The organism is Pseudobacteroides sp., assembly GCF_036567765.1.
Lineage (GTDB): Bacteria > Bacillota > Clostridia > Acetivibrionales > DSM-2933 > Pseudobacteroides.
This window is the reverse complement of the sequence record NZ_DATCTU010000091.1, coordinates 30334-56123: the sequence shown is the minus strand read 5'-3', so window position 1 is coordinate 56123 and position 25790 is coordinate 30334. Positions and strand designations below refer to the sequence as shown.

General features: G+C 37.4%; 22 protein-coding genes and 1 pseudogene. 5 read left to right on the top strand and 18 right to left on the bottom strand.

Going from position 1 to position 25790, the window contains the following annotated elements; genetic code table 11:
* Positions 1–163: 163 nt before the first annotated feature.
* From VIO64_RS13635 to VIO64_RS13620, 4 genes are all read right to left on the bottom strand, one after another.
* Entirely contained in the window at positions 164–1417 is a 1254-nt protein-coding gene (locus VIO64_RS13635) for a pitrilysin family protein (RefSeq protein WP_331919120.1), read from the bottom strand.
* A 90-nt stretch (positions 1418–1507) separates the two neighbouring features.
* Positions 1508–3613, bottom strand: a complete 2106-nt coding sequence (locus VIO64_RS13630; RefSeq protein WP_331919118.1) for a polyribonucleotide nucleotidyltransferase — start codon at positions 3611–3613, stop codon at positions 1508–1510.
* 295 nt (positions 3614–3908) lie between these two features.
* Positions 3909–4172, bottom strand: coding sequence for a 30S ribosomal protein S15 (gene rpsO / locus VIO64_RS13625; protein ID WP_331919116.1), 264 nt, complete (start codon positions 4170–4172; stop codon positions 3909–3911).
* A gap of 346 nt (positions 4173–4518) precedes the next feature.
* The gene (locus VIO64_RS13620; RefSeq protein WP_331919114.1) at positions 4519–4869 is read right to left on the bottom strand and encodes a cupin domain-containing protein; all 351 of its coding nucleotides are present in this window, start codon (positions 4867–4869) and stop codon (positions 4519–4521) included.
* Between the two features lie 224 nt (positions 4870–5093).
* Here VIO64_RS13620 and VIO64_RS13615 point away from each other — a divergent pair, with 224 nt between their 5' ends.
* The 4 genes and pseudogenes from VIO64_RS13615 (at position 5094) to VIO64_RS13595 (ending at position 7904) form a co-directional block, all read left to right on the top strand.
* Positions 5094–5399, top strand: coding sequence for a hypothetical protein (locus VIO64_RS13615; protein WP_331919112.1), 306 nt, complete (start codon positions 5094–5096; stop codon positions 5397–5399).
* Between the two features lie 222 nt (positions 5400–5621).
* On the top strand, positions 5622–6875 hold the full coding sequence (locus VIO64_RS13610) for an L-lactate MFS transporter (RefSeq protein ID WP_331919110.1): 1254 nt from the start codon (positions 5622–5624) through the stop codon (positions 6873–6875).
* 312 nt (positions 6876–7187) lie between these two features.
* Positions 7188–7744: pseudogene (locus VIO64_RS23115) on the top strand (family 43 glycosylhydrolase).
* Between the two features lie 19 nt (positions 7745–7763).
* On the top strand, positions 7764–7904 hold the full coding sequence (locus tag VIO64_RS13595; protein ID WP_331919104.1) for a dockerin type I domain-containing protein: 141 nt from the start codon (positions 7764–7766) through the stop codon (positions 7902–7904).
* 28 nt (positions 7905–7932) lie between these two features.
* Here VIO64_RS13595 and VIO64_RS13590 read toward each other — a convergent pair whose 3' ends face one another.
* From VIO64_RS13590 to VIO64_RS13570, 5 genes are all read right to left on the bottom strand, one after another.
* A complete protein-coding gene (locus tag VIO64_RS13590; protein ID WP_331919102.1) occupies positions 7933–8595 on the bottom strand; it encodes an ATPase in 663 nt (220 codons plus the stop codon).
* A gap of 134 nt (positions 8596–8729) precedes the next feature.
* Positions 8730–9584 (bottom strand): bifunctional methylenetetrahydrofolate dehydrogenase/methenyltetrahydrofolate cyclohydrolase FolD, encoded by an 855-nt coding sequence (folD, locus tag VIO64_RS13585; protein ID WP_331919100.1) that lies wholly within the window; start codon positions 9582–9584, stop codon positions 8730–8732.
* 96 nt (positions 9585–9680) lie between these two features.
* The gene (locus VIO64_RS13580; RefSeq protein WP_331919098.1) at positions 9681–10142 is read right to left on the bottom strand and encodes a GNAT family N-acetyltransferase; all 462 of its coding nucleotides are present in this window, start codon (positions 10140–10142) and stop codon (positions 9681–9683) included.
* 36 nt (positions 10143–10178) lie between these two features.
* A complete protein-coding gene (locus tag VIO64_RS13575) occupies positions 10179–12275 on the bottom strand; it encodes a YgiQ family radical SAM protein (RefSeq protein ID WP_331919096.1) in 2097 nt (698 codons plus the stop codon).
* 140 nt (positions 12276–12415) lie between these two features.
* The gene (locus VIO64_RS13570; protein WP_331919094.1) at positions 12416–13420 is read right to left on the bottom strand and encodes a phosphotransferase; all 1005 of its coding nucleotides are present in this window, start codon (positions 13418–13420) and stop codon (positions 12416–12418) included.
* A 333-nt stretch (positions 13421–13753) separates the two neighbouring features.
* On the opposite strand from VIO64_RS13570, the gene VIO64_RS13565 reads away from it, so the two are divergent.
* Positions 13754–14371 (top strand): acetate uptake transporter, encoded by a 618-nt coding sequence (locus VIO64_RS13565; protein ID WP_331919092.1) that lies wholly within the window; start codon positions 13754–13756, stop codon positions 14369–14371.
* Between the two features lie 234 nt (positions 14372–14605).
* Here the strand turns inward: VIO64_RS13565 and VIO64_RS13560 are convergent, their stop codons facing one another.
* The 9 genes from VIO64_RS13560 to gatB form a co-directional block, all read right to left on the bottom strand.
* Positions 14606–15967, bottom strand: coding sequence for a TrkH family potassium uptake protein (locus VIO64_RS13560; protein ID WP_331919090.1), 1362 nt, complete (start codon positions 15965–15967; stop codon positions 14606–14608).
* Positions 15968–15994: 27 nt separating this feature from the next.
* Positions 15995–16651, bottom strand: a complete 657-nt coding sequence (locus VIO64_RS13555; protein ID WP_331919088.1) for a TrkA family potassium uptake protein — start codon at positions 16649–16651, stop codon at positions 15995–15997.
* A gap of 10 nt (positions 16652–16661) precedes the next feature.
* Positions 16662–17276: a TrkA family potassium uptake protein gene (locus VIO64_RS13550; protein ID WP_331919086.1), complete on the bottom strand. Its 615-nt coding sequence runs from the start codon at positions 17274–17276 to the stop codon at positions 16662–16664.
* 234 nt (positions 17277–17510) lie between these two features.
* Complete coding sequence (locus VIO64_RS13545) at positions 17511–18707, bottom strand: acetate kinase (protein ID WP_331919084.1); 1197 nt, start codon at positions 18705–18707, stop codon at positions 17511–17513.
* A gap of 57 nt (positions 18708–18764) precedes the next feature.
* Positions 18765–19763 carry a phosphate acetyltransferase gene (gene pta, locus VIO64_RS13540; RefSeq protein ID WP_331919082.1) on the bottom strand — a complete coding sequence of 333 codons (999 nt, stop codon included), beginning with the start codon at positions 19761–19763 and terminating at the stop codon, positions 18765–18767.
* Between the two features lie 298 nt (positions 19764–20061).
* The gene (locus tag VIO64_RS13535; RefSeq protein WP_331919080.1) at positions 20062–21624 is read right to left on the bottom strand and encodes a DUF2339 domain-containing protein; all 1563 of its coding nucleotides are present in this window, start codon (positions 21622–21624) and stop codon (positions 20062–20064) included.
* Positions 21625–21768: 144 nt separating this feature from the next.
* Positions 21769–22416: a response regulator transcription factor gene (locus VIO64_RS13530; protein WP_331919078.1), complete on the bottom strand. Its 648-nt coding sequence runs from the start codon at positions 22414–22416 to the stop codon at positions 21769–21771.
* Between the two features lie 23 nt (positions 22417–22439).
* Positions 22440–24083 (bottom strand): histidine kinase N-terminal 7TM domain-containing protein, encoded by a 1644-nt coding sequence (locus tag VIO64_RS13525; RefSeq protein ID WP_331919076.1) that lies wholly within the window; start codon positions 24081–24083, stop codon positions 22440–22442.
* Between the two features lie 255 nt (positions 24084–24338).
* A complete protein-coding gene (gene gatB / locus VIO64_RS13520; RefSeq protein WP_331919074.1) occupies positions 24339–25772 on the bottom strand; it encodes an Asp-tRNA(Asn)/Glu-tRNA(Gln) amidotransferase subunit GatB in 1434 nt (477 codons plus the stop codon).
* Positions 25773–25790 lie beyond the last annotated feature (18 nt).

Genomic DNA, 25790 nt, shown 5'->3' with positions numbered 1-25790 from the left:
ACCATTTGTCAATCAAGTTTTACAACGTTAATTACAAACACCATGTAAATATGTAATTGTTGTCGTGTTTTTCCTATAATAAAAGTGTTAATAATCTTAATACAGGCATAAACAAAAGCGGATACCCCCCATTGGAAGTATCCGCTTTTGTTGTTTATTAAAATTATATAAAGTTCTTAACTTCTATTTTATTCTTAAAGCTCCCAACTGCAGAAAACCCCATGGAATCAAAATTAAATATTTGCTCAATGATCCTTGTTGCATTATCCAGACTGATATCATCAATCTTTTTCAAGACCTCATCGGGAGAATAGATTCTTCCAAGCATAAGCTCAGATTTTCCAATGCTGTTCATTCTGCTGCTTGTGCTTTCAAGTCCTAAAATATAGTTACCCTTCAGCTGTTCCTTGGATTTTTCCAAATCCTCTTTACTGATACCATTCTTTTTGATTTCTTTAATTTCATCAACTACAAGCTGTATAACCTTTTCCATATGCTCAGGATTCATTCCTGCATATATGGAAAACAATCCATTATTCTTATAGGAAGCAGGATATGAATAAATGGAATACACAAGTCCCTTCTCTTCCCTTATTTTTTGAAACAGCCTGGAACTCATACCGCCTCCGAATATGTTGTTTACAGCCAGCAAAGTGTATATATCGTCCTTGCCGTGGCTGATGCCGTTAAACCCCATACAAATATGAACCTGTTCAGTATCCTTTTCCATAAATACAGAATTGGGCTTAAACTGTGCACATGTATATTCTTTATTGAAGGCATCATTCTTGCTCCATTTCGAAAACCTTTCGTTGATCATTCCAATAAGAGCATCGTCATCATAATTTCCAGCTACAGAAATAACGGAATTACCACTTACATAGTTTTTCCCTATATAATCTGTTATGCTATCCCGGCCTATTCCCTTAAGACTTTCCTGTGTACCTAATATGGGGTAGCCTAATGTATCATCCTGCCAAATTGTTTCAGATAAAACATCATGAACAAGCTCTTCCGGCGAGTCCTGATACATGCCTATTTCTTCCATTATAACTTTTCTCTCAACCTCTATGTCTTTTTGATCAAATTTTGAATTAAAAAACATATCTGATAATACATCCAGAGCAATATCTATATGAGTATCCAGGATTTTTGCATAGTAACAGGTACATTCTTTTCCTGTAAAAGCGTTTAACTGCCCGCCAATGTTATCAATACTTTCCGCAATTTCCTTGGCACTTCTGGTACTTGTTCCCTTAAAAAGCATATGCTCTATAAAGTGTGAAATACCGTTATTATCCCTGTTTTCGTTTCTTGATCCTGTCCCAACCCAAATACCTATTGAAACAGACCTGACATAAGGAATTTTTTCACATACTACTCTAACCCCATTATCAAGTGTTGTTCTCTTGAACATAATTCCTCCGGTTGCGTGGTTATTATTAATACTATACTATTTCTCTAAATATATAAAAAGTGATTAATAAATTACATTTTTAGATACATTTTATTCTTTTGGTGCAGTTTCAGCCATGGCATCTTTTCTTGAGAGATTGATTCTTCCTTGCTTATCAACTTCCATTACCTTAACCATTATTTCATCGCCGATTTTGACTACATCCTCAACCTTTTCCACTCTCTTGGTATCCAGTTTGGATATGTGTACCAAGCCTTCCTTACCTGGAAGGAATTCTACAAAAGCACCAAAAGGCATAATCCTCATGACCTTACCCATAAATATCTGGCCAGGCTCAACATCCCTTCCTATACCTTCTATAATGCCTATAGCTTTCCTACCTGCATTTATATCAGAACATGCAACATATACCTTACCGTCGTCCTCTATGTCAATTTTAACACCTGTTTCTGCAATTATCTTGTTAATCATCTTTCCGCCTGGTCCGATGACTTCTCTTATCTTGTCAGGGTCTATACTTGTTGTAAGTATCTTCGGAGCGTAGGTAGAGAGCTCTTTTCTGGGCTCTGGTATTGCTTTGAGTATTACATCATCTATAATCTGTATACGGCCTTTTCTGGTAAGTTCAAATGCCTGCTTTATAATTTCTTCTGTGAGACCGTCAACCTTTATGTCCATTTGAATTGCAGTTATTCCATCCTTTGTACCTGCAACCTTAAAATCCATATCACCGAAGAAATCCTCAATACCCTGTATATCCATAAAGGTTACAAATTTGTTAGGATCATTTTCATCCATAACAAGACCCGCCGAAATACCGGCAACTGGACTCTTTATGGGAACCCCTGCATCCATAAGTGCTATTGTACTTCCGCACACACTTCCCTGGGATGTGGAACCGTTTGACATCAAAACTTCCGATACCAACCTTATAGCGTATGGGAAATCTACATCATTTGGAATTACCGGCTCTAAAGCCCTTTCAGCAAGTGCACCGTGACCGATTTCTCTTCTTCCCGGTCCCCTTGTAGGCTTTGCTTCCCCTACAGAATAACCCGGGAAATTGTAATGGTGCATATATCTTTTTGTTTCATCAAGCTCTATACCGTCAAGCATCTGAACTTCACCCATAGCACCTAATGTTACTATAGTCAATACCTGAGTTTGTCCCCTCTGGAAAAGTCCGGATCCATGGGTTCTTGGAAGAATACCTACCTGAGCAGATAACGCTCTTATCTCATCAAGGCTTCTGCCATCCACCCTCTTACCTTCTTTTAATATATATTCTCTTACAACCTTCTTCTGAAGCTTGTACACAGATTCCTTTATGGAAGACTCCATTTCAGGGAATTTTTCAGCCAATTGGGTTAAAATCTCTTCTGTGAGTGCTGTAACATTTTGGTCTCTAACTGATTTATCATCTGTTAATACAGCTTGTCTCATTTTTTCGTATCCTGCTTCATAAACCGCTTCGAATATTTCCTGCGGAACATCAGCCGATATATATTCAAATTTAGGTTTTCCAACCTTTTCAACTATACTTTCAATAAATGTAACGATCTTCCTTATCTCATCATGGCCTATTCTAATGGCCTTTAGCATAACCTCTTCGGAAACTTCATTGGCACCTGCTTCAATCATTGTAACCTTGTCCTTGGTACCTGCAAGCGTCACATACATCTGGCTCTTTTCTCTTTGCTCAGTATTAGGGTTTACTATAATCTCTCCATCTACCAATCCTAATACAACACCACCGATAGGTCCTTTAAATGGAATGTCGGACATGCTTATAGCAATAGATGAACCTATCATAGCTGCAATCTCAGGTGAGTTATCCTGCTCAACGGACATAACAGTATTTACAACTGTAACATCGTTTCTTAAATCTTTAGGAAAAAGAGGTCTTATTGGCCTGTCTATAACCCTCGACGTAAGAACTGCCTTCTCAGAAGGTTTTCCTTCTCTTTTTATAAACCCGCCCGGAATTTTTCCTACAGCGTACAATCTTTCTTCATAATCAACACTTAATGGGAAAAAGTCTATTCCTTCCCTTGGTTTTGATGATGCTGTCGCTGATGAAAGAACTACAGTTTCGCCATACCTTACTAATGCAGAGCCATTCGCAAATTGTGCCATAACTCCTGTCTCAACCACAAGTTTCCTACCTGCCAAATCCATAGTGAAAATATTTTGCATTTATATTCCTCCTTTTATTATAAACCACAGACTGTAGCATGTAGATTCTGTGCCAAAACAGGAACCTTAATTTATTTTGGCATACAATCTACCTTCTACCGCCTGAAGGTTTGTTCTTTAGAATAAATAATAATTAATCCTTTAAAGTTCTTCCTATCAAAAATTGCTTTTAATAAATATTATTTTTGACTTTAGCATTTTAATTATTTGCGTTATTATTTAGCAAAATCATTTCGTGATTTGTTAAATTACTTTCTTTTAACGAAATAATGAGCGGTATCTCCGCTCATTATAATTATTTTCTTAATTGCAATTTTTCGATAATCGCACGATACCTTTCAATGCTATTATCTTGAAGGTAGTTTAACAGGCCCCTTCTGGCACCAACCATTTTTAACAATCCTCTTCTTGAATGGTGGTCCTTCTTGTGAGTCTTAAGATGACCAGTAAGGTGATTGATCCTCTCTGTGAGAATGGCAATCTGCACCTCAGGTGATCCGGTATCGTTCTCACTCAGCTTGAATTTGTTGATAATTTCGGTTTTCTTTTCTTTTAACATTTTATTTCCTCCTGTAATAAAATCGCCATCAGCCAGGAAATTGGTCGGAGTCTTCCAATAACCGAGCAAATGGTTGATAACTGCAACTGATATTTTAACATAATATAACCAAATTGTAAAGTTTGAATTAAAATTAAAACCTTATCCATAATTATTTTAGTCATAAATTCCATTTATTAAACATAAGTATTGACTTTACCTTGGTCGATAATGTATAATTATAGTAATTATCGTTATTGAACGGTTCTCTTTTGTTTTCCCGGATAAAAAACAAAAAGACCAAAAATGAAAGGGCTCCAATTATGGGGCCCTTGATTTTATGTCGCAAGAACAAAATCGTTTGCGATTATACATACAGAAGTACTATAGCCATAAACTCCAATACCTCGTCACCTATATTTTCTATTGAGTGGCACTTACCTCCTGTAGTTAGAGATGCATCGCCAGGATTAAGTTCCTTCTTTTCACCATTGTCATCAACAAGTGCTTTTCCCTTCAAAATGTAATATATTTCTTCTTCGTTCACATGCTCATGCCACCCGATTGAACAACCGGGATTGAGTGATACCTTCGCTACAAGCCTTGCCTTGCCACCTAACTCATCCTGCTTCATAACATGTGCTACCTCTACCGAACCCTTGCCACCTCTCATTTGCTCTTTGATTTCCTTAAACATTTCATTGCTGCGTCTTATCATGATTTCAATCCCTCCTATAAATATTTATATATCATTATACTAGTATTCTATATTAAAACAATTAATTTTTAAATATTGTTGAAGTAAGTTTCACATTCTAGTACAATAATTTATTGTACAACTCAAATTTCTTAAAAGGTGGGGTTAATATTAAAAACATATCGCCTGCAATTGTCAATATGCTTGTTTTTGATGAAATTACTAGACTGCATGGACGGGATCTTTTGTTCAATCCTTTTTACAAGGCTCCCCAGGCAACACTGTCCTTTGTGACTTATACAATGGTGGCAAATGTCCCTAACGGGATCAGCAATTTTAAATACAGGCTTACCAACCCGTTGAATGAAATTATGCACGAGACTGCCATTAATGCTGTAGAGGTTAAGGATAACACCTTTTTTAATGTATTGATTTGGAATAACCTTAATTTTACCATGCCGGGAGAACATTCCATAACGTTTTATTTGGCAGTGGATAGCGAGTTTGAGCCTGCAGGAAGTACCGTTATACTAATTGATGCTCCAAAATAAGCAATATATGAATCATGGGCTGTTAATCACTTTATTTTTTACGCTTTTTTGCACCCTCTCCAACCTTTTTTACGCTTTTTTGCTTTCTTTATAACTAACATGCAAAATTGATTGTATCTAGAGCAAAATTGCAATATTATAAGTTATGTAGCCTTTAGGAATATTCCAAAAAGATCATAATCTTTCATTAATTAATTTAAAATTTTATAAAGGGGTATTTATATGGAGAGAACTGCAAAAGTACCAGCAATAAATAATCGCTGGATACCAGTTGTTGCATGTATTGCGATTCAACTATGTTTAGGAACTGCGTATATCTGGAGTGTTTTTCAGTCGTACCTTATTATCGGAAAATCAACACCAAACGCTTTGTTCAACTGGCCTGCAACACATGGGACACTTGCTTATGCTTTATTGCTTGGAGTATTGACAGTAGGAAGTACAATTGGCGGAAGAATTCAGGATAAGTTAAAGCCAAGGCCTGTAATTATTGCTGCAGGTATTATTCTGGGATTAGGCTTTTTCCTGGCACAGTTTACAACAGAATCAACACCATGGCTATTATGGCTGACTTATGGAGTTATAGGCGGTCTTGGAATGGGTATGGCTTACACAACCACTATTGCCTGCTGCCAGAAATGGTTCCCTGATAAAAGAGGTTTAATAACAGGTATTATAGTATCAGCTCTTGGTTTCGGCGGACTTTTGTTTACACCGGTTGCTGAGGCATTGATTAAAAATTATGGAGTTCTCCATACATTTGCAATTTTTGGAGTTTTATTCCTTGTAGTAACAGTAACAGGGGCATTTTTTATCAACAATCCTCCTGAGGGTTTTAAACCTGAGGGCTGGACACCACCTGCACGTAAAGATGGAATAATTGCACAAAGTTTTTCTCCATTAGAAGCATTAAAGACACCTCAGTTTTATATGATAACTTTTGCATTTATGTGTGCAACTGCTGCAGGTTCAATGATGATACCTATGGCAAAGATTCTTGGGCTCCAGCCGGACAGCGGCTTGTCCAAACAGGAAGCTGTTGCCGGAGTTATGATTATTACCGGATTTAATTCCTTCGGACGCCTTTTCTGGGGCTGGATTTCAGATAAGCTGGGAAGAAAGAAAACATTGCTGATACTTCTTGTAGTTGCGGCAATTTCTATTATAGCCGTATCCTTTGCAAGTGCATATTCAATGCTTGCCATTATTGCAATAATAGGTTTCTCTTATGGTGGATTTCTTGGTGTATTCCCTGCCATGACAGCTGACTTCTTTGGAACTAAAAATGTTGCAACAATTTATGGTATGGTTCTTCTTGGGTTTGGTGTAGGGGCCGTAGGTTCTTCCTATACAGTTGCAAAGCTCAGTGAGACGAAATCATTCTCGACAGCATTTTTAATTGCCGGAATTGGAGCAATTGTAGGGTTTATAATCATAGCCCTGCTAAAACCGCCAAAGTTAAAGGCTGAAAAATAAATATTAATAAGATTTAAAAATATGCCGGTGCAAAGCTTCTTCCAGTTTCGCATCGGCTTTTTGATGTGTAAGGGCCTACAAGATCACATTGTGATTTTGTTCTATGGCTAAATATGTTATAGTTATATATAGGAGGTATAGGAGGTATAGGAGGTGGAAGCTATGTCCAAAGTAGTTTCATTTATTATGATCGTAGTTCTGTTGTTTGGTTTTACAACGATTTCTCTAGCTGAATCTATAACCGTCACAAATCCGATAGTAAAACAGCGAGCAGACCCTTGAGTTTTCAAACATACTGATGGTTATTATTATATGACTGCGTCAGTCCCCGAGTATGACAGAATAGAACTAAGAAGGTCAACATCTATTCAGGGCTTATCAACAGCTGCACCAACAGTAATATGGAGAAGACATGTCAGCGGAATTATGGGAGGACATATCTGGGCACCCGAAATTCATTTCATAAACGGCAAGTGGTATATCTATTTTTCTGCCGGTACGTCTGAAAACAAATTTGCAATCAGATTATACGTGTTGGAATGCTCTGCAGAAAATCCTGTCACAGGACAGTGGTAGAGAAAGGACAATTAAAGACAAACTGGGAGTCTTTTACACTCGATGCTACGACCTTTGAACACAACGGTACAAGATATCTTTTATGGGCCCAGTCGCAGACAGGAATTAACAGCAACAGCAATCTATATATAGCAAAAATGAACAGCCCTCTTGCGATATCTGGAAATCAGGTTATGATTACAACATCTGCATCCAGCGACCTGCTAGATCCTGCATCATGGAGCAAATCCAGCAATCCTGTATTTAAAACCAATTCCATCAATAACAAAACCGTTAAATCCAGAGGATATTAACGGAAATGAGGTAGTGAATATGGCAGATGTTATTATTATCGCCGGTTATTTCAATCAGTCTTCACAAAGCAACATAAAATGCGATTTAAATAATGATGGTGTAATAAATATTAGCGATATTATAATACTTGCCAAGAAATTCAATACAGTATTCAGTTAAGGAAATGCCCTTAACTTTTGACGTTATATTATATTTCAACATCAAATGTTACCTTGCTGACACCGTCTTCCATATCCACATAAAACCATTTGTCAGCTATTTCATTCAGGTGCTTGTTGTGAGTTATAATAATAACCTGCCGTCCAAACATTGTGCTTACCTGTTTTAGAAATTCGGCCACCTGCACTATATAATCGTCACTTACGTGTTTTGCAGGTTCATCCAATATTATAGGGCCATTAATGTTCATACTGCCATACTCTATCATTGCTATTCTTATAGCTAGGGACACAACATCAACAACACCTCCTCCTCTTGAATCCTGAGGTCTTGTCTTTATTATCTCATCGTTTATATTGCTCAAAACATAGAACTCAGCTTCAGGCCTGCCCCTAACCTCATTTATTTCTATTTTAAACTCAAGAGCTGAGTTAAAAATAAACTGCAGGCAATTTGTAACAAGGGACTCAATTTGAAGCCTCGACTGCTCTCTTGCGTACTCTGAAGCTTTTTTTAACAGCACACTAACCTTTTCCAGCAAATCAATATTATCCAAAATTTTCTGAAGCTGCACTTCCAATTCGGATTTTCTTTGCTGAAGCTGCTCTTCTTTCCCCTTCATGTTAAAAAAAACTTTGCGTATGCTGTCATATTTAATTTTTAGCTGGTCCAATTCTATATCATGATCCATAAAAAGCCTTCTTCTTTCGCTTTATTAAAATTTAAAATGTAACAGATTTATCACTTTTATTACAGATTAAAACTTTTATAGAAATTAAAGAAATGATAATACCTATACAGTATTACCATCTCTAGTATTTAGGATTATATCCCTGCCTGGACTTTTGCGGCCTTAACGGTATTTTCCATAAGCATTGCAATGGTCATCGGACCAACTCCTCCAGGAACAGGTGTTATGTATGATGCTACCTCGGAAGCAGATGAGAATTCAACATCCCCTACCAGCTTCTTTGCTTCTGTTCTATTGGTTCCGACATCAATTACAACCGCCCCGGGCTTTATAGCACTGCCTTTTATCATTTCAGGCCTTCCCACTGCTACTACAAGAATATCTGCTCTTCTGCACACTTCCTCAAGATCTTTGGTCCTTGAGTGGCAAATAGTAACGGTTCCGTTTTTAGCTAGAAGCAGCATTGCCTGAGGCTTGCCTACTATATTGCTTCTACCCACTACAACGCATTCTTTTCCTGCAATGTCTATACCAGTTTCCTCTATAAGCTTAATAACCCCTGCGGGCGTACATGGCATAAAATCAGGATTTCCAGTCATTATCTTACCTACATTGACAGGGTGGAATGCATCAACGTCCTTTTCCGGGTTAATCGCCATTATTACCTTGTCTTCGTTGATCTGCTTAGGAAGTGGAAGCTGCACCAGTATTCCGTTTACGCTTTTATCCATATTGAGTTTGTCTATCAACTTAAGAAGCTCCTCTTCACTTGTATCCGCACCTAAAGCGTATTCAATTGACTTAATACCTACTTCTTCGCATGCCTTTTTCTTATTATTTACATAAACCCTTGAAGCCGGGTCATCTCCTACTATTACTACAACGAGGCAGGTTTCTACTCCCTTGGCCTTGAGTGCCTCAACATCTGTTTTAAGGTTATCCTTTACCTTTTTTGCTAAATCTTTACCACTAATTACAGTCGCTGCCATATGCTATCCTTTTCCTTTCGTTAATTTAATAAATTAGATGACAATGTATATTTTATTTAATGAACCTAATTGTGTCAATTTTTTCTCCTGATTAATTTATAAGCAAAACATATGGTTTGCTGACTGCATAAACCCGATTTTCTCATAAATTTTCGTGGAACTCTCATTTGCATCAAGTTCTATCTTACTTGCTCCTCTTCCTTTAAGCTCATCAACAAGTTTTTGGGTAAGTCTTGAGGCCTTTCCTTGATTCCTGTACTCTTTATCTGTATAAACATTAAATATGTAACCTCTTATACCCTGGTTTTCCATATTGATTGGAGGAAAGGCCAGTATTACACCTAATGCAATCGAGATTATTTTACCGTGAGCTTCCTCATAGAAGCCACAAAAACAGTTTTTGTCAAAAAGCTCATCCATATATCGCTTATTTACTACTTTTAAAGCTTCTTCCTCAAGCGATTGGATTTTTCCAATGTCTTTAAATATCTCTATACGCAATGCCACAACTTTATCAATGTCGCTCCTTGTTATGGCTTTTAAGCCGTTGTGCTCCATATGACATCACCCCTCCAACATTATATTATATTATAATTATCGCCTTTTTTTGCTTTTAGCTCTTACAACAGGTTCTTTTAAAGCAATTCCTTTTCCTTTTTTCCCTATAGAAACATCATTCCTGACTCCTCTGCTTTTCTTTGCTATTAATTCATTCGTCTTGACTTTTGATTTTTTATCGCTCCCTCGAACATTTCCGGAAGTTCTTTCGCTCTTGCCTTTTGACGCTGCTTTAGAACCCAACCTTTCTTGTGGCTTACCGCCCTTTTTGCCCTCACCGGAAATAAACCTCCCCGCACTTCTTGGCCTTATAAGGCATTTCTTCCCAAATCCTATAAGGTCATCCCTTCCAGTTTTCTTTAGAGCCTCATAAACCAACTCATAGTTCTGGGGCTTCCTGAACTGGAGCAAAGCCCTCTGCATGGCTTTTTCCTTTGGACTCTTGGGCACATATACGGGCTTCATGTTCCTAGGATCAAGGCCTGTATAATACATGCATGTTGAAAGTGTCCCAGGAGTCGGATAAAAATCCTGCACCTGCTCAGGATTGTAGCCTAAATCCCTTAAATATTCCGCAAGCTCTATTGCAGCCTCAAGATCGCTTCCGGGATGGCTTGAAATGAAATAGGGAACAAGGTACTGTTCTTTATTTATCTTTTTATTGATATCATAGAACTTTTTAGTAAATTTATCATAAACCTTCCTGCCTGGTTTACCCATTTTTTCAAGAACCCTGTCAACCACATGCTCGGGAGCAACCTTAAGCTGACCACTGACGTGATGAGTACAAAGTTCATTAAAAAACTTGTCGTTTTTATCCAGCATAAGATAATCGTACCTTACACCCGACCTTATAAAAACCTTTTTAATTCCAGGGAGCTGCCTGATATCTCTTAAAATATCCAGATACTCGCTGTGATCCACAACGATATTCTTACACGGCTCAGGAAACAGACACTGTTTCCCCTTGCATACACCGCCCTTAACCTGCTTGGTACAAGCCTTTGTTCTAAAATTGGCTGTAGGTCCGCCAACATCATGGATATATCCTTTAAATCCTGGAAGCCAGGTAAGCTTTTTAGCTTCATTAACCAGGGATGCCTTGCTTCTCATCTGTATTGCCCTACCCTGATGAAAGTTCAATGCACAGAATGAGCATCCCCCATAGCAGCCTCGATGGCTGGTTACACTAAACTCAACCTCTTCTATTGCAGGTATCCCCCCAGCCTCGATATAGCTCGGGTGGTATGTCCTTTCATACGGGAGCGAGTAAATCTTGTCCATTGTTTTCGTTTCAATAGGAAATGCAGGCGGGTTTTGTACCAGGTATCTATCACCATGCCTTTGTATTATTGTTTTTCCTGTAATGGCATCCTGCTCATCATACTGTACTTTGAAGGCTTCTGCGTACTTTCTTTTATCCTTTGAAACTTCCTCAAAGGATGGTACAATAGCAAATCCCGATGAGTTTGCCTTGTCTCCTGGATTCTCAAGGTAGCTCTTAAGTGCTCCAGGCATATCTTCAGTCCTGGATATATAAGCACTTCCCCGAATATTTTTTATCTTATTAACAGGTATTCCCTTATTTAGCATTTCCGCAACTTCAAGAATTGGTTTTTCTCCCATCCCGTATATCAGCAAATCTGCTTTTGAGTCAACAAGAATAGACCTTCTCACTTTATCATCCCAATAATCATAATGGGCAAACCTTCGAAGGCTGGCCTCAAGCCCTCCTATAATGACAGGAACATCCTTCATAACTTGCTTAACCTTGTTTGCATATACAATAACCGCTCTATCAGGTCTTCTCCCTGCCTTGCCTCCTGGCGAATAGTCGTCGTCCGATCTTGGCTTTTTGCTGGCAGTATAATGATTTACCATAGAATCAATAACACCTGATGCAATGAGAACCGCCAGCCTAGGCTTCCCCATTTTAAGGAAGTCTTCATCCTTATTCCAATCGGGCTGTGCTACTATTCCTACTCTGTAGCCTTCGCTTTCTAAAAGTCTGGTTATTATAGCATGACCGAAGCTGGGATGATCAACATAAGCATCACCGCTTATAAATAAAACGTCCAATTCATCCCAGCCTCTTTTTTCCATATCTTCTCTATTAATAGGTAAAAAACTCATATATTCTCCCTTGATAAATTAAAAGTGCTAATAATCATACATTTGTTTTTTATATATTATTCTTTGCTAAATGCGATAGATTAATCACTTTTAAAATAAAACGCTGCTTATTTTTTGTTAATTAGGTATTATAGGTATTATCAAATAATTAACTGGTCAATGGGGCAATTGTCAAAGACCCATTTAAAGTGGTCCATATTATTCAATATCCTTTTCTTTAGAACCTCAGGACCATCAATGCCCTTCCAATAACGGTTAAGAAAATGCACAAAAACATCAAGCCTTCTTAAATTCAATAACGCGGGTATCGCCTTAAGCTCATCTTTCTCAAGCACAACAGCCCTTTTATATCCATTCATAATGGATTGGATCCTTTCCCATACACTTCCTTCCCCTTCGGTATATTGTATTGTATCGGAAAGACAAACTGCCAGCTCCATAGCCCTTAAATCGTATGTTACATACTCAAAGTCCAAAATTCCGCATATATTGCCTCTTTCATCAGCAAGGACATTAGACGCATTAAGATCACCGTGAATGATCTGATGTGGAAGATCTCTAAAGCTCGGAATTCTATCTTTTAATAACTCAAGCTGCTGACGGATACTTGCAAGATATACTTTATGCCTGGTAAATTCGTAAGGCGGATTACGGCAAAACTCAAGAACTTTATCCAGCGGACACTCCGGGTATGCACTCTCAATTTCATAGTAGGGTCTGTAAGCAGGAGTTCCCATTAATACTAGACTATCCAGAGCCTTGGTGAGGGTACCGCAGGCAAAGCCAAAGGAACAAAGCTCATTGAGCCTGAAAAAATCAGGATTTTTTCCTTCCATGTACTTAAACACAACAGCTATGTTACCTTCCACCGTCCTAATAAATGGCTTCCCTTCCAATGATGTTATGGGATTAGGTATTTTTAATGGAAAATTATTTTCCCTTAATGCATTTAACACTTCAAGCTCATAACAGACTTTTGCTTCATCACTATGTGATCTGTAAATTCGAAGTATGTATTTATTGCCCTTTATCCTCACAAAGCATGTGGTATTGTTCATTCCACCCTTTGATATATCTATATCAAAGCTACTACTGCCAAAATATTGGAAGAGTGCAGAGTTTATTTCATTATTAGTATCAATCATATTCCTGTCCCTTAATTTAAGTTTAATGTTGCATGCATAAAAGAATAGTCATATTTTAGCATACCATCCCCTAATTAAGCAACATGCTCTACCTTTCACCGATTACTTCATAGATTTGTATTTACTTATAATCATTCAACTCATAAGCCACATGATTTACATCAAACTTTAAGTAACCTATCCCTTAATATTTTACAGGAAACTTGTGAATTTTACCAATTTTCTTTTTTATAGAAATCAAGGCTTAAAAAATGTTATCACTTTACATAACACTACTTTATAGGTTAGAATAAATAGGACTTTTATAGAATGTAATAAACTTTGGGGGTATATATGAGTACTACTGAAACACAAAACGTCAAAATTGTTACCGCAGATCCATCTGCTTTAGGTCTCTTTGGACTTGCTATGGTTACGCTGGTAGCATCATCACAAAAACTGGAGATTACTTCCGGCTTGTCATTTGTTATTCCATGGGCAATTTTTCTTGGTGCCTTTGCACAGTTGTTTGCCTGCATAAACGATTCCAAACGAAACAATACCTTTGGGACAACAGCTTTTGGTGCATATGCATTATTCTGGTTTGGGGTTGCTGCTTCCTGGATGATAAAAATGGGAGTTTTCGGTCAAGCTTTAGCAAAAGATGCTGATACAAAACAGCTAGGGATTGCATTTCTTGGATATCTTGTATTTACAATATTCATGACTATTGGAGCTATGGAAACAAATAAGATTTTATTCATTATTTTTGTTTTTATTGATTTTCTATTCATTGGCTTATCAATGAATTCAATTGGATTTATACCTGAATTTTCACACAGGTTAGCTGCTATATCAGAGCTTATTGTCTCTATTTTCTCATTTTATGGTTCAGCAGCCTCTGTTCTGAACACTCATTTTGGAAGAACATTTTTACCAGTAGGAAAACCCTTTGGTATATTTAAGAAATAATAAGCTAAAACACTCAATTGGAAACATCATGTAAAACAAGTTAAAAAAGAAATTATGGCATTGTGATGATACCATAGTTTCTTTTTTTTAAAGTTTTTACATTAAACATCATAATTCCTTAAGGCACTTTGGATATGGTACCTGTGATTTTTGCAGAGTATCCTATGTACTTATTTATACCGGTAGTTTTCCAGTGAGTATATAAGTTGAAATAAATAGCATTCTCAACCCACATTACCCTACTATAACCTTTCCCTCGGGATAAACTTTGTCTCTATCCTTGTTGTTATTTATTGTAATTGCTATAGCGAAAGAGATGGGACCAACCCTGCCAATAAACATGGTCACCATTAATAAAATCTTGCTGAACACATGCAAATCGGGTGTATTTGCTGCCGATAGCCCTACAGTACCAAATGCTGATGTTACTTCATACAAAATATTTAAAAATGAATGTTTACTTCCCTCGAATACAAGTATAAATGTTGTAACAACTATAACCCATATTGCAGCTAGCCCTATAATCGCAATAGCCCTATTTAACGCCGCAAATGAAATTCCATTATTGAATATAACAGGAGAGGAACCTCTTACCTGTGAAATTATAGAAATCAGAATTATACTGAAGGTAGTAACCTTTATTCCTCCAGCAGTAGAACCTGGGGCTCCTCCAATAAACATCAGTATCGTCGTTGTTACCTTGGATAGCTCAGTCATATCATTAAGCGGAAGAGAATTAAAGCCTGCGGTTCTTGTTATAACCGAGTGAAAAACAGATGCATTAATCTTTTCAAATAAGTTTAATTTACCTACTGTAAGTGAGTTGTTATATTCAAATAGAAAGAATAATATAGAACCTGATATCAACAAAAACGCAGTCGTTAAAAACACAATCTTTGAATGCAGCATGAAAGTTCTTTTTCTTCTAAAATCCATAATATCTTCCCAAACAATAAATCCAAGTCCACCTGTTATTATAAGAAATGAAATTGTAAGAAGCACCAGTGGATTTCCGTTATATTCCGTAAAACTCTTTTGATTTCCAATTATATCAAAGCCCGCGTTACAAAAAGCACTTATAGAATGAAAAACTCCCATGTAGATTCCACGTAAACCGAACTTCGGGACAAAGCCGATTGAAAGCAGAACAGCACCAATAAGCTCTAAAACAATAGTTATTAAAAATACCTTCTTAAGAAGCTTCAATGCACCGCTGATGGTTAATGAATTAAGGGATTCCTGAACAAGAGCCCTGCCCTTTAAGCTGATTTTCCTTCCCAAAATTACTGTAAAAAACATGGTTAATGTAATAATTCCCAGGCCTCCTACCTGAATCAGGAACAATATGACCAGCTGCCCGAAGATAGTCCATTGATTCTGAGTGTCCCTGAAAATAAGCCCGGTAACACAGGATGCTGATGTTGAGGTAAAAAACGCTCCCAATACTCCCACACTTTTCCCATCCTTTGAGGCTATGGGAAGGTTTAGAAGAAATCCCCCTATCACTATCAGTAAAATGAAGCTAAGAACAATAAGCCTGGTAGGATTCATATAAAATATTTTATTATCTTTATATTTAATAGCTAATTTAATCACAAATTGTACCTACCCTTCTATTTTTTCCTACACCTTGAAATATTCCCTCAATTCCTGCTGCTTTTCTTCGGATGTTGCTGCTATTATACAATCTCCGCTTTTTATTATGGTGAAGCCATTTGGCATAATTACTTCATTTTCTCTAATTATTGATATAAATATACAATCCTTTGGGAGTACTATGTCCTTCAATGTCTTTCCACATATAGCATGTCCGATTGTAATATCTATCTCCAATAAAACTATTTTACCCTTTTTTAATTTCATTATGGTTTTAACCCCTGAGCTATCAACTTCCTGTTCAATAAGATCAGTAATAATAGATGTGCTGCTTACAGCAATATCAACTCCCAAACGCTCAAAAACCGCTATATTTTTGGGGTTATTTACTCTGGCAATAGTTCTTCTTACTCCAAAGTTTTTCTTTGCAAGCTGACACGCAATCAGATTTTCTTCATCTTTGCCCGTTACCGCAATAAAAATATCCGCCTTAGACAAGTTTATCTGATTTAGCTTGGCAATGTCCGTTCCATCCCCATTTATTACAGGAATATTTAATTCATCTGCTATTTTATGGCATATCTCTGTAATGGGCTCAATCACAACGATTTGGTGCTCTCGAGGAATCAAATTTTTTATAAGATAATAGCCAACTTTCCCGCCGCCTGCAATAACAATAAACATTATGAGCCTCCTAATCAACTTTTTCTGCTATTACCAAAGTATCTTCCGCACTAACCTTTAACGATGGAAATGCAAAATTGAATGTTCCGTTTCTAACTATACCAAATATGAATAAGCCTTTCCTTAACTTGATTGAGGAAATCTTTTTCCCTTCATATTTTTTTTGAACCTTTTCCTTTTTAAAGGATATTAAATTGCTTCCCAAAGTGTACCTGGATACACCCTTTTCTCCAAAAACAAAGGATCTTATTACATCTACAGTTACATTGGTAGGACATATGGTGTCAAGTCCGAATTGATGAAACACATCTTCCCGCTCGGGGTTAAAAATTCTGGCTAAAACCTGAGGAACATTAAATATCTCCTTTGCAACCTGACAGGCCATAATATTTATATTGTCGTCAGGTGTCAATGCTATAAACACATCTGCAGTCTCAATACCTGCCTGTTTTAAAACATCCTGATCGATAGGGACACCTGTTACGGTTAGCCCGTTAAAAGACAATCCTAGCGATTTAAATGAGCTGCTGTTGTTGTCCACAACAACTACATCATGTCCTTCCTCCGACATCATCTGTGCAAATTTTGAACCGACCTTGCCGCATCCTATAATTATTATTTGCATATCGCATCTCCCAAAGAAATATTTAATCATTTGTAATATACCATATTATATAACAAAATTAAAAGAGCTGCCCGAAATATAAACAAATGGATATCAGCTCTTTTTATATTTAGGCATGTTAAAGAAATAACTTACCGTATATGCTCGTTTTCGAGTCCACTTAATTTCGTGAACTCACACTCGCAACGGTAAGTAATTCTTTAATCATGCCTTAACTATAATAATCTCAAAACCTTATTTTTTTAGAAGTTTTATTGTTTCTCTTGCAATAGCAAGCTCTTCATTGGTTGGAACCACCAAAGTCCTCACCTTTGCATTAGGAGCACTGATGTCCAATTCCTTGCCTTTTACTCCATTCTTTTCCCAGTCAATATCAATTCCCATGTAGTCCATACCTGTTAGAACTTTCTTTCTAACCAGAGGGTTATTTTCACCAATCCCTGCTGTAAAGATAATAGCATCTACACCATCCATAACTGCTGCGTACTCTCCGATATATTTTTTAACCCTGTAGCAGAATATTTCGATTGCCAGTGCCGCTCTTTCATTTCCTTCATCTGCCGCTGCTTCAATATCTCTGAAGTCGCTGCTTACACCGGATATACCAAGAACCCCTGACTTTTTATTCAAGTAGTCATTTATATCCTTAACCGACATCTTTTCTTTGTCCATAAGGTAAGAAATCACAGCAGGGTCTATTGTACCGCATCTTGTTCCCATAGCAAGTCCTGCCAGTGGAGTAAATCCCATACTGGTTTCTACAGACTTACCGTTTCTGACTGCACATATGCTTGCACCATTACCCAGGTGGCAGGTAATAAGATTTGTTTTTTCAAGCGGTTTTCCAATCATTTCAGCTGCCCTGTTTGCAACATACTTGTGGGAAGTGCCATGAAATCCATACTTTCTGACCCCATATTTTTCATATATTTCATATGGTAATGCATAGAGATATGCATGTTTGGGCATGGTCTGATGAAAAGCTGTATCAAAAACCGCTACCATAGGTGTGCCGGGCATTTCATGCTGGCATGCTTCAATACCTATTATATTTGGAGGGTTATGAAGAGGTGCCAATTCGATGCAATCTCTTAATGCTTCCATTACATCATCATCAATTATAACCGAATCATGGAATTTCTCTCCTCCATGAACAACCCTGTGACCAACAGCAGCTATTTCAGACATATCTGATATTACGCCGATGTCTTTATCTGTGAGAGCATTAAGAACCTGTTGTATGGCAACCTTATGGTTAGCCATATCCTTTTCTATAACAACCGCATCTGCTCCCATCTTTGTGTGCTTTATAAATGAGTTTTCAATTCCAATCCTGTCACAGTTTCCTTTTGCCAATACCGCTTCATTCATGGTATCTATCAACTGATATTTCAATGAAGAGCTTCCTGTGTTAATAACTAATATTTTCATTGATATTCTCCTATCTTTACATAATAGTAATTATTTTAAGTAAATCTGCCCTGCCAATTACTTTGACATATTCTGTGCCTGGACTGCAGTTATTGCAACAACTCCAACGATATCTTCCGCACTGCAGCCTCTTGACAAATCGTTTACAGGCCTTGCCAATCCTTGAGTAACAGGTCCGTATGCTTCAGCCTTTGCAAGCCTCTGTGTAAGTTTGTAGGCTATATTACCTGCATTCAGATCAGGGAATACTAATACATTAGCCTTACCTGCCACCTTACTTCCAGGTGCCTTTGAGCCTCCCACAGATAGAACAATCGCCGCATCCGCCTGAAGTTCTCCATCAAGTGCCAGCTCTGGTGCTTTTTCTTTAGCCAGTGCTGTTGCCTTAGTTACTTTATCAACCAACTCGCTCTTTGCACTTCCATAAGTAGAATATGACAGCATAGCAACTACAGGTTCTGCCTGAACAAGTGCCTTAAAGGAATCAGCAGATGCAATTGCAATTTCTGATAATTCTTCAGCTGAAGGATTTTCCACAAGCCCGCAGTCCGAATATACGAATGTGCCTTTTTCACCATACTCACAATCTGGAACAACCATTACAAAAAATGATGATACAAGCTTAGTACCAGGTGCCGTTTTTAATATCTGCAAAGCAGGTCTTAATGTGTCGGCAGTTGAGTGGATGGCACCGGAAACCATCCCGTCTGCTTCCCCCATCTTTACCATCATTACTCCATAATACATGCTGTCCTTCATTATTTCTCTTGCCTTTTCTATAGTTACGCCCTTAGACTTTCTTAACTCATAAAAAGCATTTGCATATTCATCAAATTTGTCAGAATTTAAGGGATCCACTATTCTCGCCTTCGAGATATCCAGATCCCCTGATAATTCTTTTATCTCTTGCGGATTACCCACAAGTACTATATTAGCGATACCTTTTTCCTGTATAAGAGCCGCAGCTTTTATTGTTCTGATGTCTGAACTTTCAGGAAGTACGATTGTTTTTAAGTCGGATTTTGCCCTAAGGCTGATTTGTTCTAAGAAATTCATTTTTAAACTCCTCTCGGTATAAATATGTATAAATTTAGATATGTTTTATTATTATCACCAGGTCATAACACCTGATGTCATCAGTGTTTCCAGCCATAGATATTATAATATAAATTGTTCATTGTATACAAGATTTTATTAAAATAAATTTTAGATTATATATTTTGAAGTGAATACATAAAAAATTACTGGAGCTTTTGTCGTATAATATACAAATCATGCAGACAAAAGTCCAGTAGGATAAATATATATGTTTATTTGCATAATTAAAAAACTTTATCAAAACTTTTTCAATAACCTAAGAATCTTCTTCATTCTTCCATATGTTGTTTATATAGGATATGGCAAAGGTTATAACGCTTAATACGAACAGCACCAGTATTTTGGCTATTGTGTCGGCACTTGAAAGGTCTATAAATATTGTTTTCACAGCCACCAGGACCAGAACCGCCGAGCCAAACCATCTGAATAATGCCTGCTTGCTGTATGCCCCCCATATGAATATCAATAGTGCATAAATTCCCCATGTAATTGAATATGTAAGCCTGAGATCAATGAAGGTTATTTTGTAATTTTCCCAAAGGTTATCAATCTGGAAGGTTAGGAGACCTCCGACGATTATATGGCTTATAATTGCAAATGTGTTGCTTATATAATAATTAAAGGAGTCGTTATCTTCCTTGTTATTAAATATATTGAGCTTCAATTTAACTGATAAGCAAAAACCGAAAGCTGCAAGCAGCACCCAAGCCATTCCCGAAAAGTTGAATATGGGTATAAAAGTGCCGAACCAGTTGCCTATTGGAGTTGTCCATGTTGTATAGTACCAGTAAATCGATGTGATAACCCATATTGTTATTGCGGTTATCTTAAGGTAGTCCAATTTCTTTATTTGAGCTGCAACAAATACCACCGCCGCAACCAAGATCCATAAGTATACTGAGATCATCGGTTTTATGTCAAGGCCTGTACCTATATCATTCAATGCAATTAGAATCAATAGTGCACCTGCAAAGAGCTTTAACATAACAGCTGCGGTGAATTTTTTAAGCATTCCATACACCACAAGAGCTGCACCAACATAAACCATTCCGATTGCTCCAAGTATTAAGGAGAAGGATGTAATACCATTCATTATAATGACGGACCAAATTCCGAAAATTATTCCGTTTGATATGCCAAGATACAGGTTGAGTCCGTTAAAATTCTTGCCGTCCTTCCATGATGATATTACAAAACTTATAACATAGAACATAAATGCTGCTGAGGCATATTTGAATGAGAATTGCCAGCTATCAGGCTGATAGTACAGGTAGTAAGTTGAATAAAGTATCCATGTTGCCAAAAATGGGATCAGCCTCAATTCAGGCCATTTTTTATTGACACTGACATAGAATGCAGCTGAATTTATAACCAGAAGGTAGAGAAAAAGTGTAAAAATAGCATTTTCCGATTTCATGACTAATGGAGCTATTAGTGCCCCCAATAAACCGATATTCATAAGGATCCTTAAATCAAGCCTATAGGAATATACACTAATCATCAATGTCACTGCAACCATCAGCAGGAATACTGTCATAGGGCTCCACATAGAGTAATAAATACCCGCAAAGGCAAATGTAGTATAAATCAAAGAAGCTCCAAGACCTGATAAAATCTCATTTAATGCTGACTTTCCCTTTTGTCCTGCAGTTACACCACCAACTGCAAAACCTGTTCCTGCCACTATACCAATCATGATTTTCAATTGATTGGATATCCATCCCTTGTCTACAGCAAATCTAAACAGGTACGAGAAGGTAAGAAACATAAATACCGCACCCAGAAGGGTTATCCAGTGTTTTTTGAACAAGTTGTTCATATTTACTCCATCCTTTCAAAATTTAAATAAAACAATTTGTTTTGAATGTTATATTTAAATTATAGATGGATTTTATTGTTATTCCCAGATATCCCAGGTCACAACTTGACAGCCGAAAGTCATGGTATCACAAAGTGACTTAAGTCATACTATATGGTTTTTTATTGCGTATACAGCCAATTGGGTCCTGTCCTTTACCCCCGCTTTATCCAAAGTCCCTGTAATTATGTTCTTTACAGTGCCCTCTGTAATAAAAAGCTCTGACCCTATTTCTTTATTGCTTTTGCCGTCAACAATAAGCCTTATTACATCAAGCTCCCTGTCTGTAAAATGTATATCAGGACCATTAACCTCAGTTGATTTTTGAGGCTCAATGTGGCTTACCTTTTTTACTACATTGTCAAAAACGTCATGGTGAATGATGCTCATACCTTTTGCAACGCTTTTGATTGCAAGAATCAGATCTTCAGGATCAGCATCCTTCAAAAGATAGCCTGCCGCTCCGTTTTGCAAAGCATTTTTTATATTTTCATCATTATTAAACGTTGTAAGAATAATAACCTTTATGTTAGGGTACGTTGACTTTATTATCCTTGTGCCTTCAATACCGTCACAAACAGGCATCATGATGTCCATTAAAACCACATCAGGGTTTAATTCACTGCACAGCCTGAATGCATCTTCTCCATTACCGGCAGTTGCTGCAACCTCTATTGCACTATCCTGTTCAATAATAAACTTCAGGCTTTGTCTGAGCATCGCCTGATCATCCACAATCAATACCTTTATCATTAAGACACCTCATATTAATCTCATTAACTTTTATTAAGAGGAATTTCCACTCTTAAGTTAAAACCGCTTTCGCCATCCGAACCATAGATTATTGTTCCATTGACCGCTTTTAACCTCTCCTCCATTCCGGACAAACCAAATCCCTTTACAATTTTACCGCAGCCAATACCATCATCCAAAATAAAGAGCTTAATCATTTTTGCATCGAATCTCAAAATTATACTGACGTTTTTAGCTTTGCCATGCTTAATGGAGTTGGTCAAGGCTTCCTGACATACTCTATATACAATATCAGAATACCTCTCAATATCATGAGGCTCCATTCCCTCAGAGGTAAAATCAATCTCCACACCTGACAGTCTGAAATCCGAAAACATGTTATTGAGTGATGTTATAAGGCTATTTGAATTAAGCTTTTCCGGCCTCAAACCTGTTATCGATCTGCGAAGCTCCTTAAGTCCCTCCTTGGATATCTTCAATGCCTCTTTAAGCTTATCTCCTGTAGTGTCCACATCGCTCTTATAAGTTATGTTGGCCACCTCAAGGACTGAGATGAGCAGTGTCATTGTATGCCCTAATGTATCATGCACATCATGGGCAATTCTGTTTCGTTCCTTTGTAATGGTCAGCTCTCTATATAATGTAATGTCAGTAAATGTCAATGTCTTAGCTAGCATATCCCCATGCCTGTTCAAAACAGGCTGAAGCTTTACATGATAGGTTTTGGGGGTGGGATGTATTATTGTTATTTCAGTAGATATCATAGAAGGCTTTTGTCCCATAACACATTCTATAAACCCAGCATCTATTTCTCCTGTTGATATTGACTTTATCTTACTGAAGACCAAGCTTATATCAACGTCCTTTAAGCTGTCTTCATCTGCTAGTATGTTTGACAGAAAAGCCATGTTCCAGTCTATAACCTTATTGCTTAAATTAAAAACCAGTACCGAATCATTCATTTTCTCAACAATTTCTCTTCTCGCAATGGGTACAAGATCAAGAAACCTGTACTTAAAAGTTGCAATAGCTACTATAAGCATTGTAAGAGAAAAGCTTACAGGTGTCAGGTCATAATTTACCTTTACAATGCCTGTAACAGATAAAAAATTGGATATAATGGGTATAAGAACTGCCAGTATTAGAGCTAGAGTCTGAATCTTTAGAATCCTGATTTGTTTACTGTATTTTCTAGTTAGAACCAGTATTCCCAGAAAAATGTACACATAGGTTACAAAAACTATTATCCAGAAGTAAACCCTTCTGCCGTTGTCACCACCAATGCTGTCTTTAAATATCTTATGATAATCGTTGGTCAATACAACTAAATAGTTAACAAAAGGAATAAGAGCAGCAGGTATAATGGATTTTTTCTTAAAAAAACTCCTGTTTTCAGCAAAAAGGTTACAAAATATCAGCCAGCCCAAGCTTAAAAAGCATATGCAAAAATAATTAACTTTCATGAATATCAGCTTGTTTGAATACTCCTGTGCCATGAGCTCACATGCATAGCCTAAAGACCACACAAACACCAATGTCTGGCAGCATACATAGCATATAAAAAGACTGGATTTCTTTGCTTTAAACATGAAATATACAACCATAAAAAACGACAAAATCGCAGATATGACGGGCAAAATGCCGTTGGTTGAAAGTAGAAAACGCATTATCACACTCTCCTGACATAATAAATGTATAGCGTTTTTCTGAATTTTTGCAACATATACATCAAGGAAAATATTTCACAACATCTTACAAATGTCAAATGATTATTGCAAAACATTTAGATACTTCAATAAGAAATTTACATGGCCTCTTACAGAATACTGTTAGAACAATAGGCCAAGTAAATTTCCTTATACGAAGCAATTTTATATTTAAATTTCTGAATTAATTAATACCCCTTATCAGAGTCTTTCATATCAGAGTTTTTCAAGCTCTTCTTTGAGAATCTTGTTGATTATTTGAGGATTGCCCTTTCCTCTGCTTTCCTTCATACACTGTCCCACAAGGAAGCCGAAGGCTTTTTCCTTACCGCTCTTGAAGTCTGCAACAGACTGGGGGTTGGCCTCAAGTATTTTCTTAACAATGCCTACAAGTGCACCTTCATCATTAACAACCTCAAGTCCTTCTTCTTTTACAATAACCTCAGGATCTTTTTTAGTCTGAAACATTTTATCAAAAACTTTCTTGGCGATTGTTCCGCTGATTTTGCCGCTGTCTATGAGCTTAACAAGCTTAGCCAAGTACTCTGCTGGAAAAGGTATCTCACTGGCTTCCATCTCCTTCTCCTTCAAAATCCTCATCAGGTCACCCATTATCCAGTTGCTGACCGCTTTTGCGTTATTGCTCATCTTAACAGCCTCTTCAAAGAAATCAGCATAATACTTTGACGAAGTAAGTATCGCCGAGTCATACTCGGGCAATGCATAATCCTCCATATACCTCTTTTTCCTTGCTTCAGGAAGCTCAGGAAGTGAAGATCTTATCTCTTCAATATAACTGTCTTCAAGTACGATAGGTACCAAGTCAGGCTCAGGGAAATACCTGTAGTCATGAGCCTCTTCCTTGCTCCTCATTGCATAGCTTGTTCCTTTGTTATCATCCCAGCGTCTTGTTTCCTGTATGATAACTCCGCCGTATTCGAGCTCGGTTTTCTGTCTCTTGAACTCTCCTTCAATTGCCCTTAAAATAGCCTTGAAAGAGTTGAGGTTTTTCATTTCTGTTCTTGTACCGAATTCCTTCTGTCCTACAGGCCTTATAGACAGGTTAACGTCTGCCCTTAAAGATCCTTCCTGCATCTTGCAGTCCGATACATCTATATACTCCAAAATAGCCTTCAATGTTTCCAAAAATGCCTTTGCCTCTTCAGCCGACCTTATGTCAGGCTCAGACACTATTTCGATCAGCGGCACCCCGCACCTGTTGTAATCAACAAGGGTTCCTCTATCCCATTCATCATGTATGAGCTTTCCTGCATCTTCTTCTATGTGAATCCTGGTAAGACCGATTCTTTTTTGTTCTCCGTTTACTTCTATATCAATATACCCGTTCTTACATATGGGCAGATCAAACTGTGAAACCTGATAAGCTTTAGGCAGATCAGGATAAAAGTAATTCTTTCTGTCCTGTTTGCTGAATCTTGCAATCTCGCAGTTTGTAGCGAGCCCTGCCTTAACAGCATACTCAATAACCTTTTTGTTTAAAACAGGCAAAACACCCGGCATCCCAGTACATATAGGACAGCAATGAGTATTAACATCTCCGCCGAACTCAGTTGTACATGAGCAGTATATTTTTGATTTAGTTGACAGCTCTGCATGAACTTCCAAACCTATTACCAATTCGTAATCCATTGTCATCACCCTTCTTTT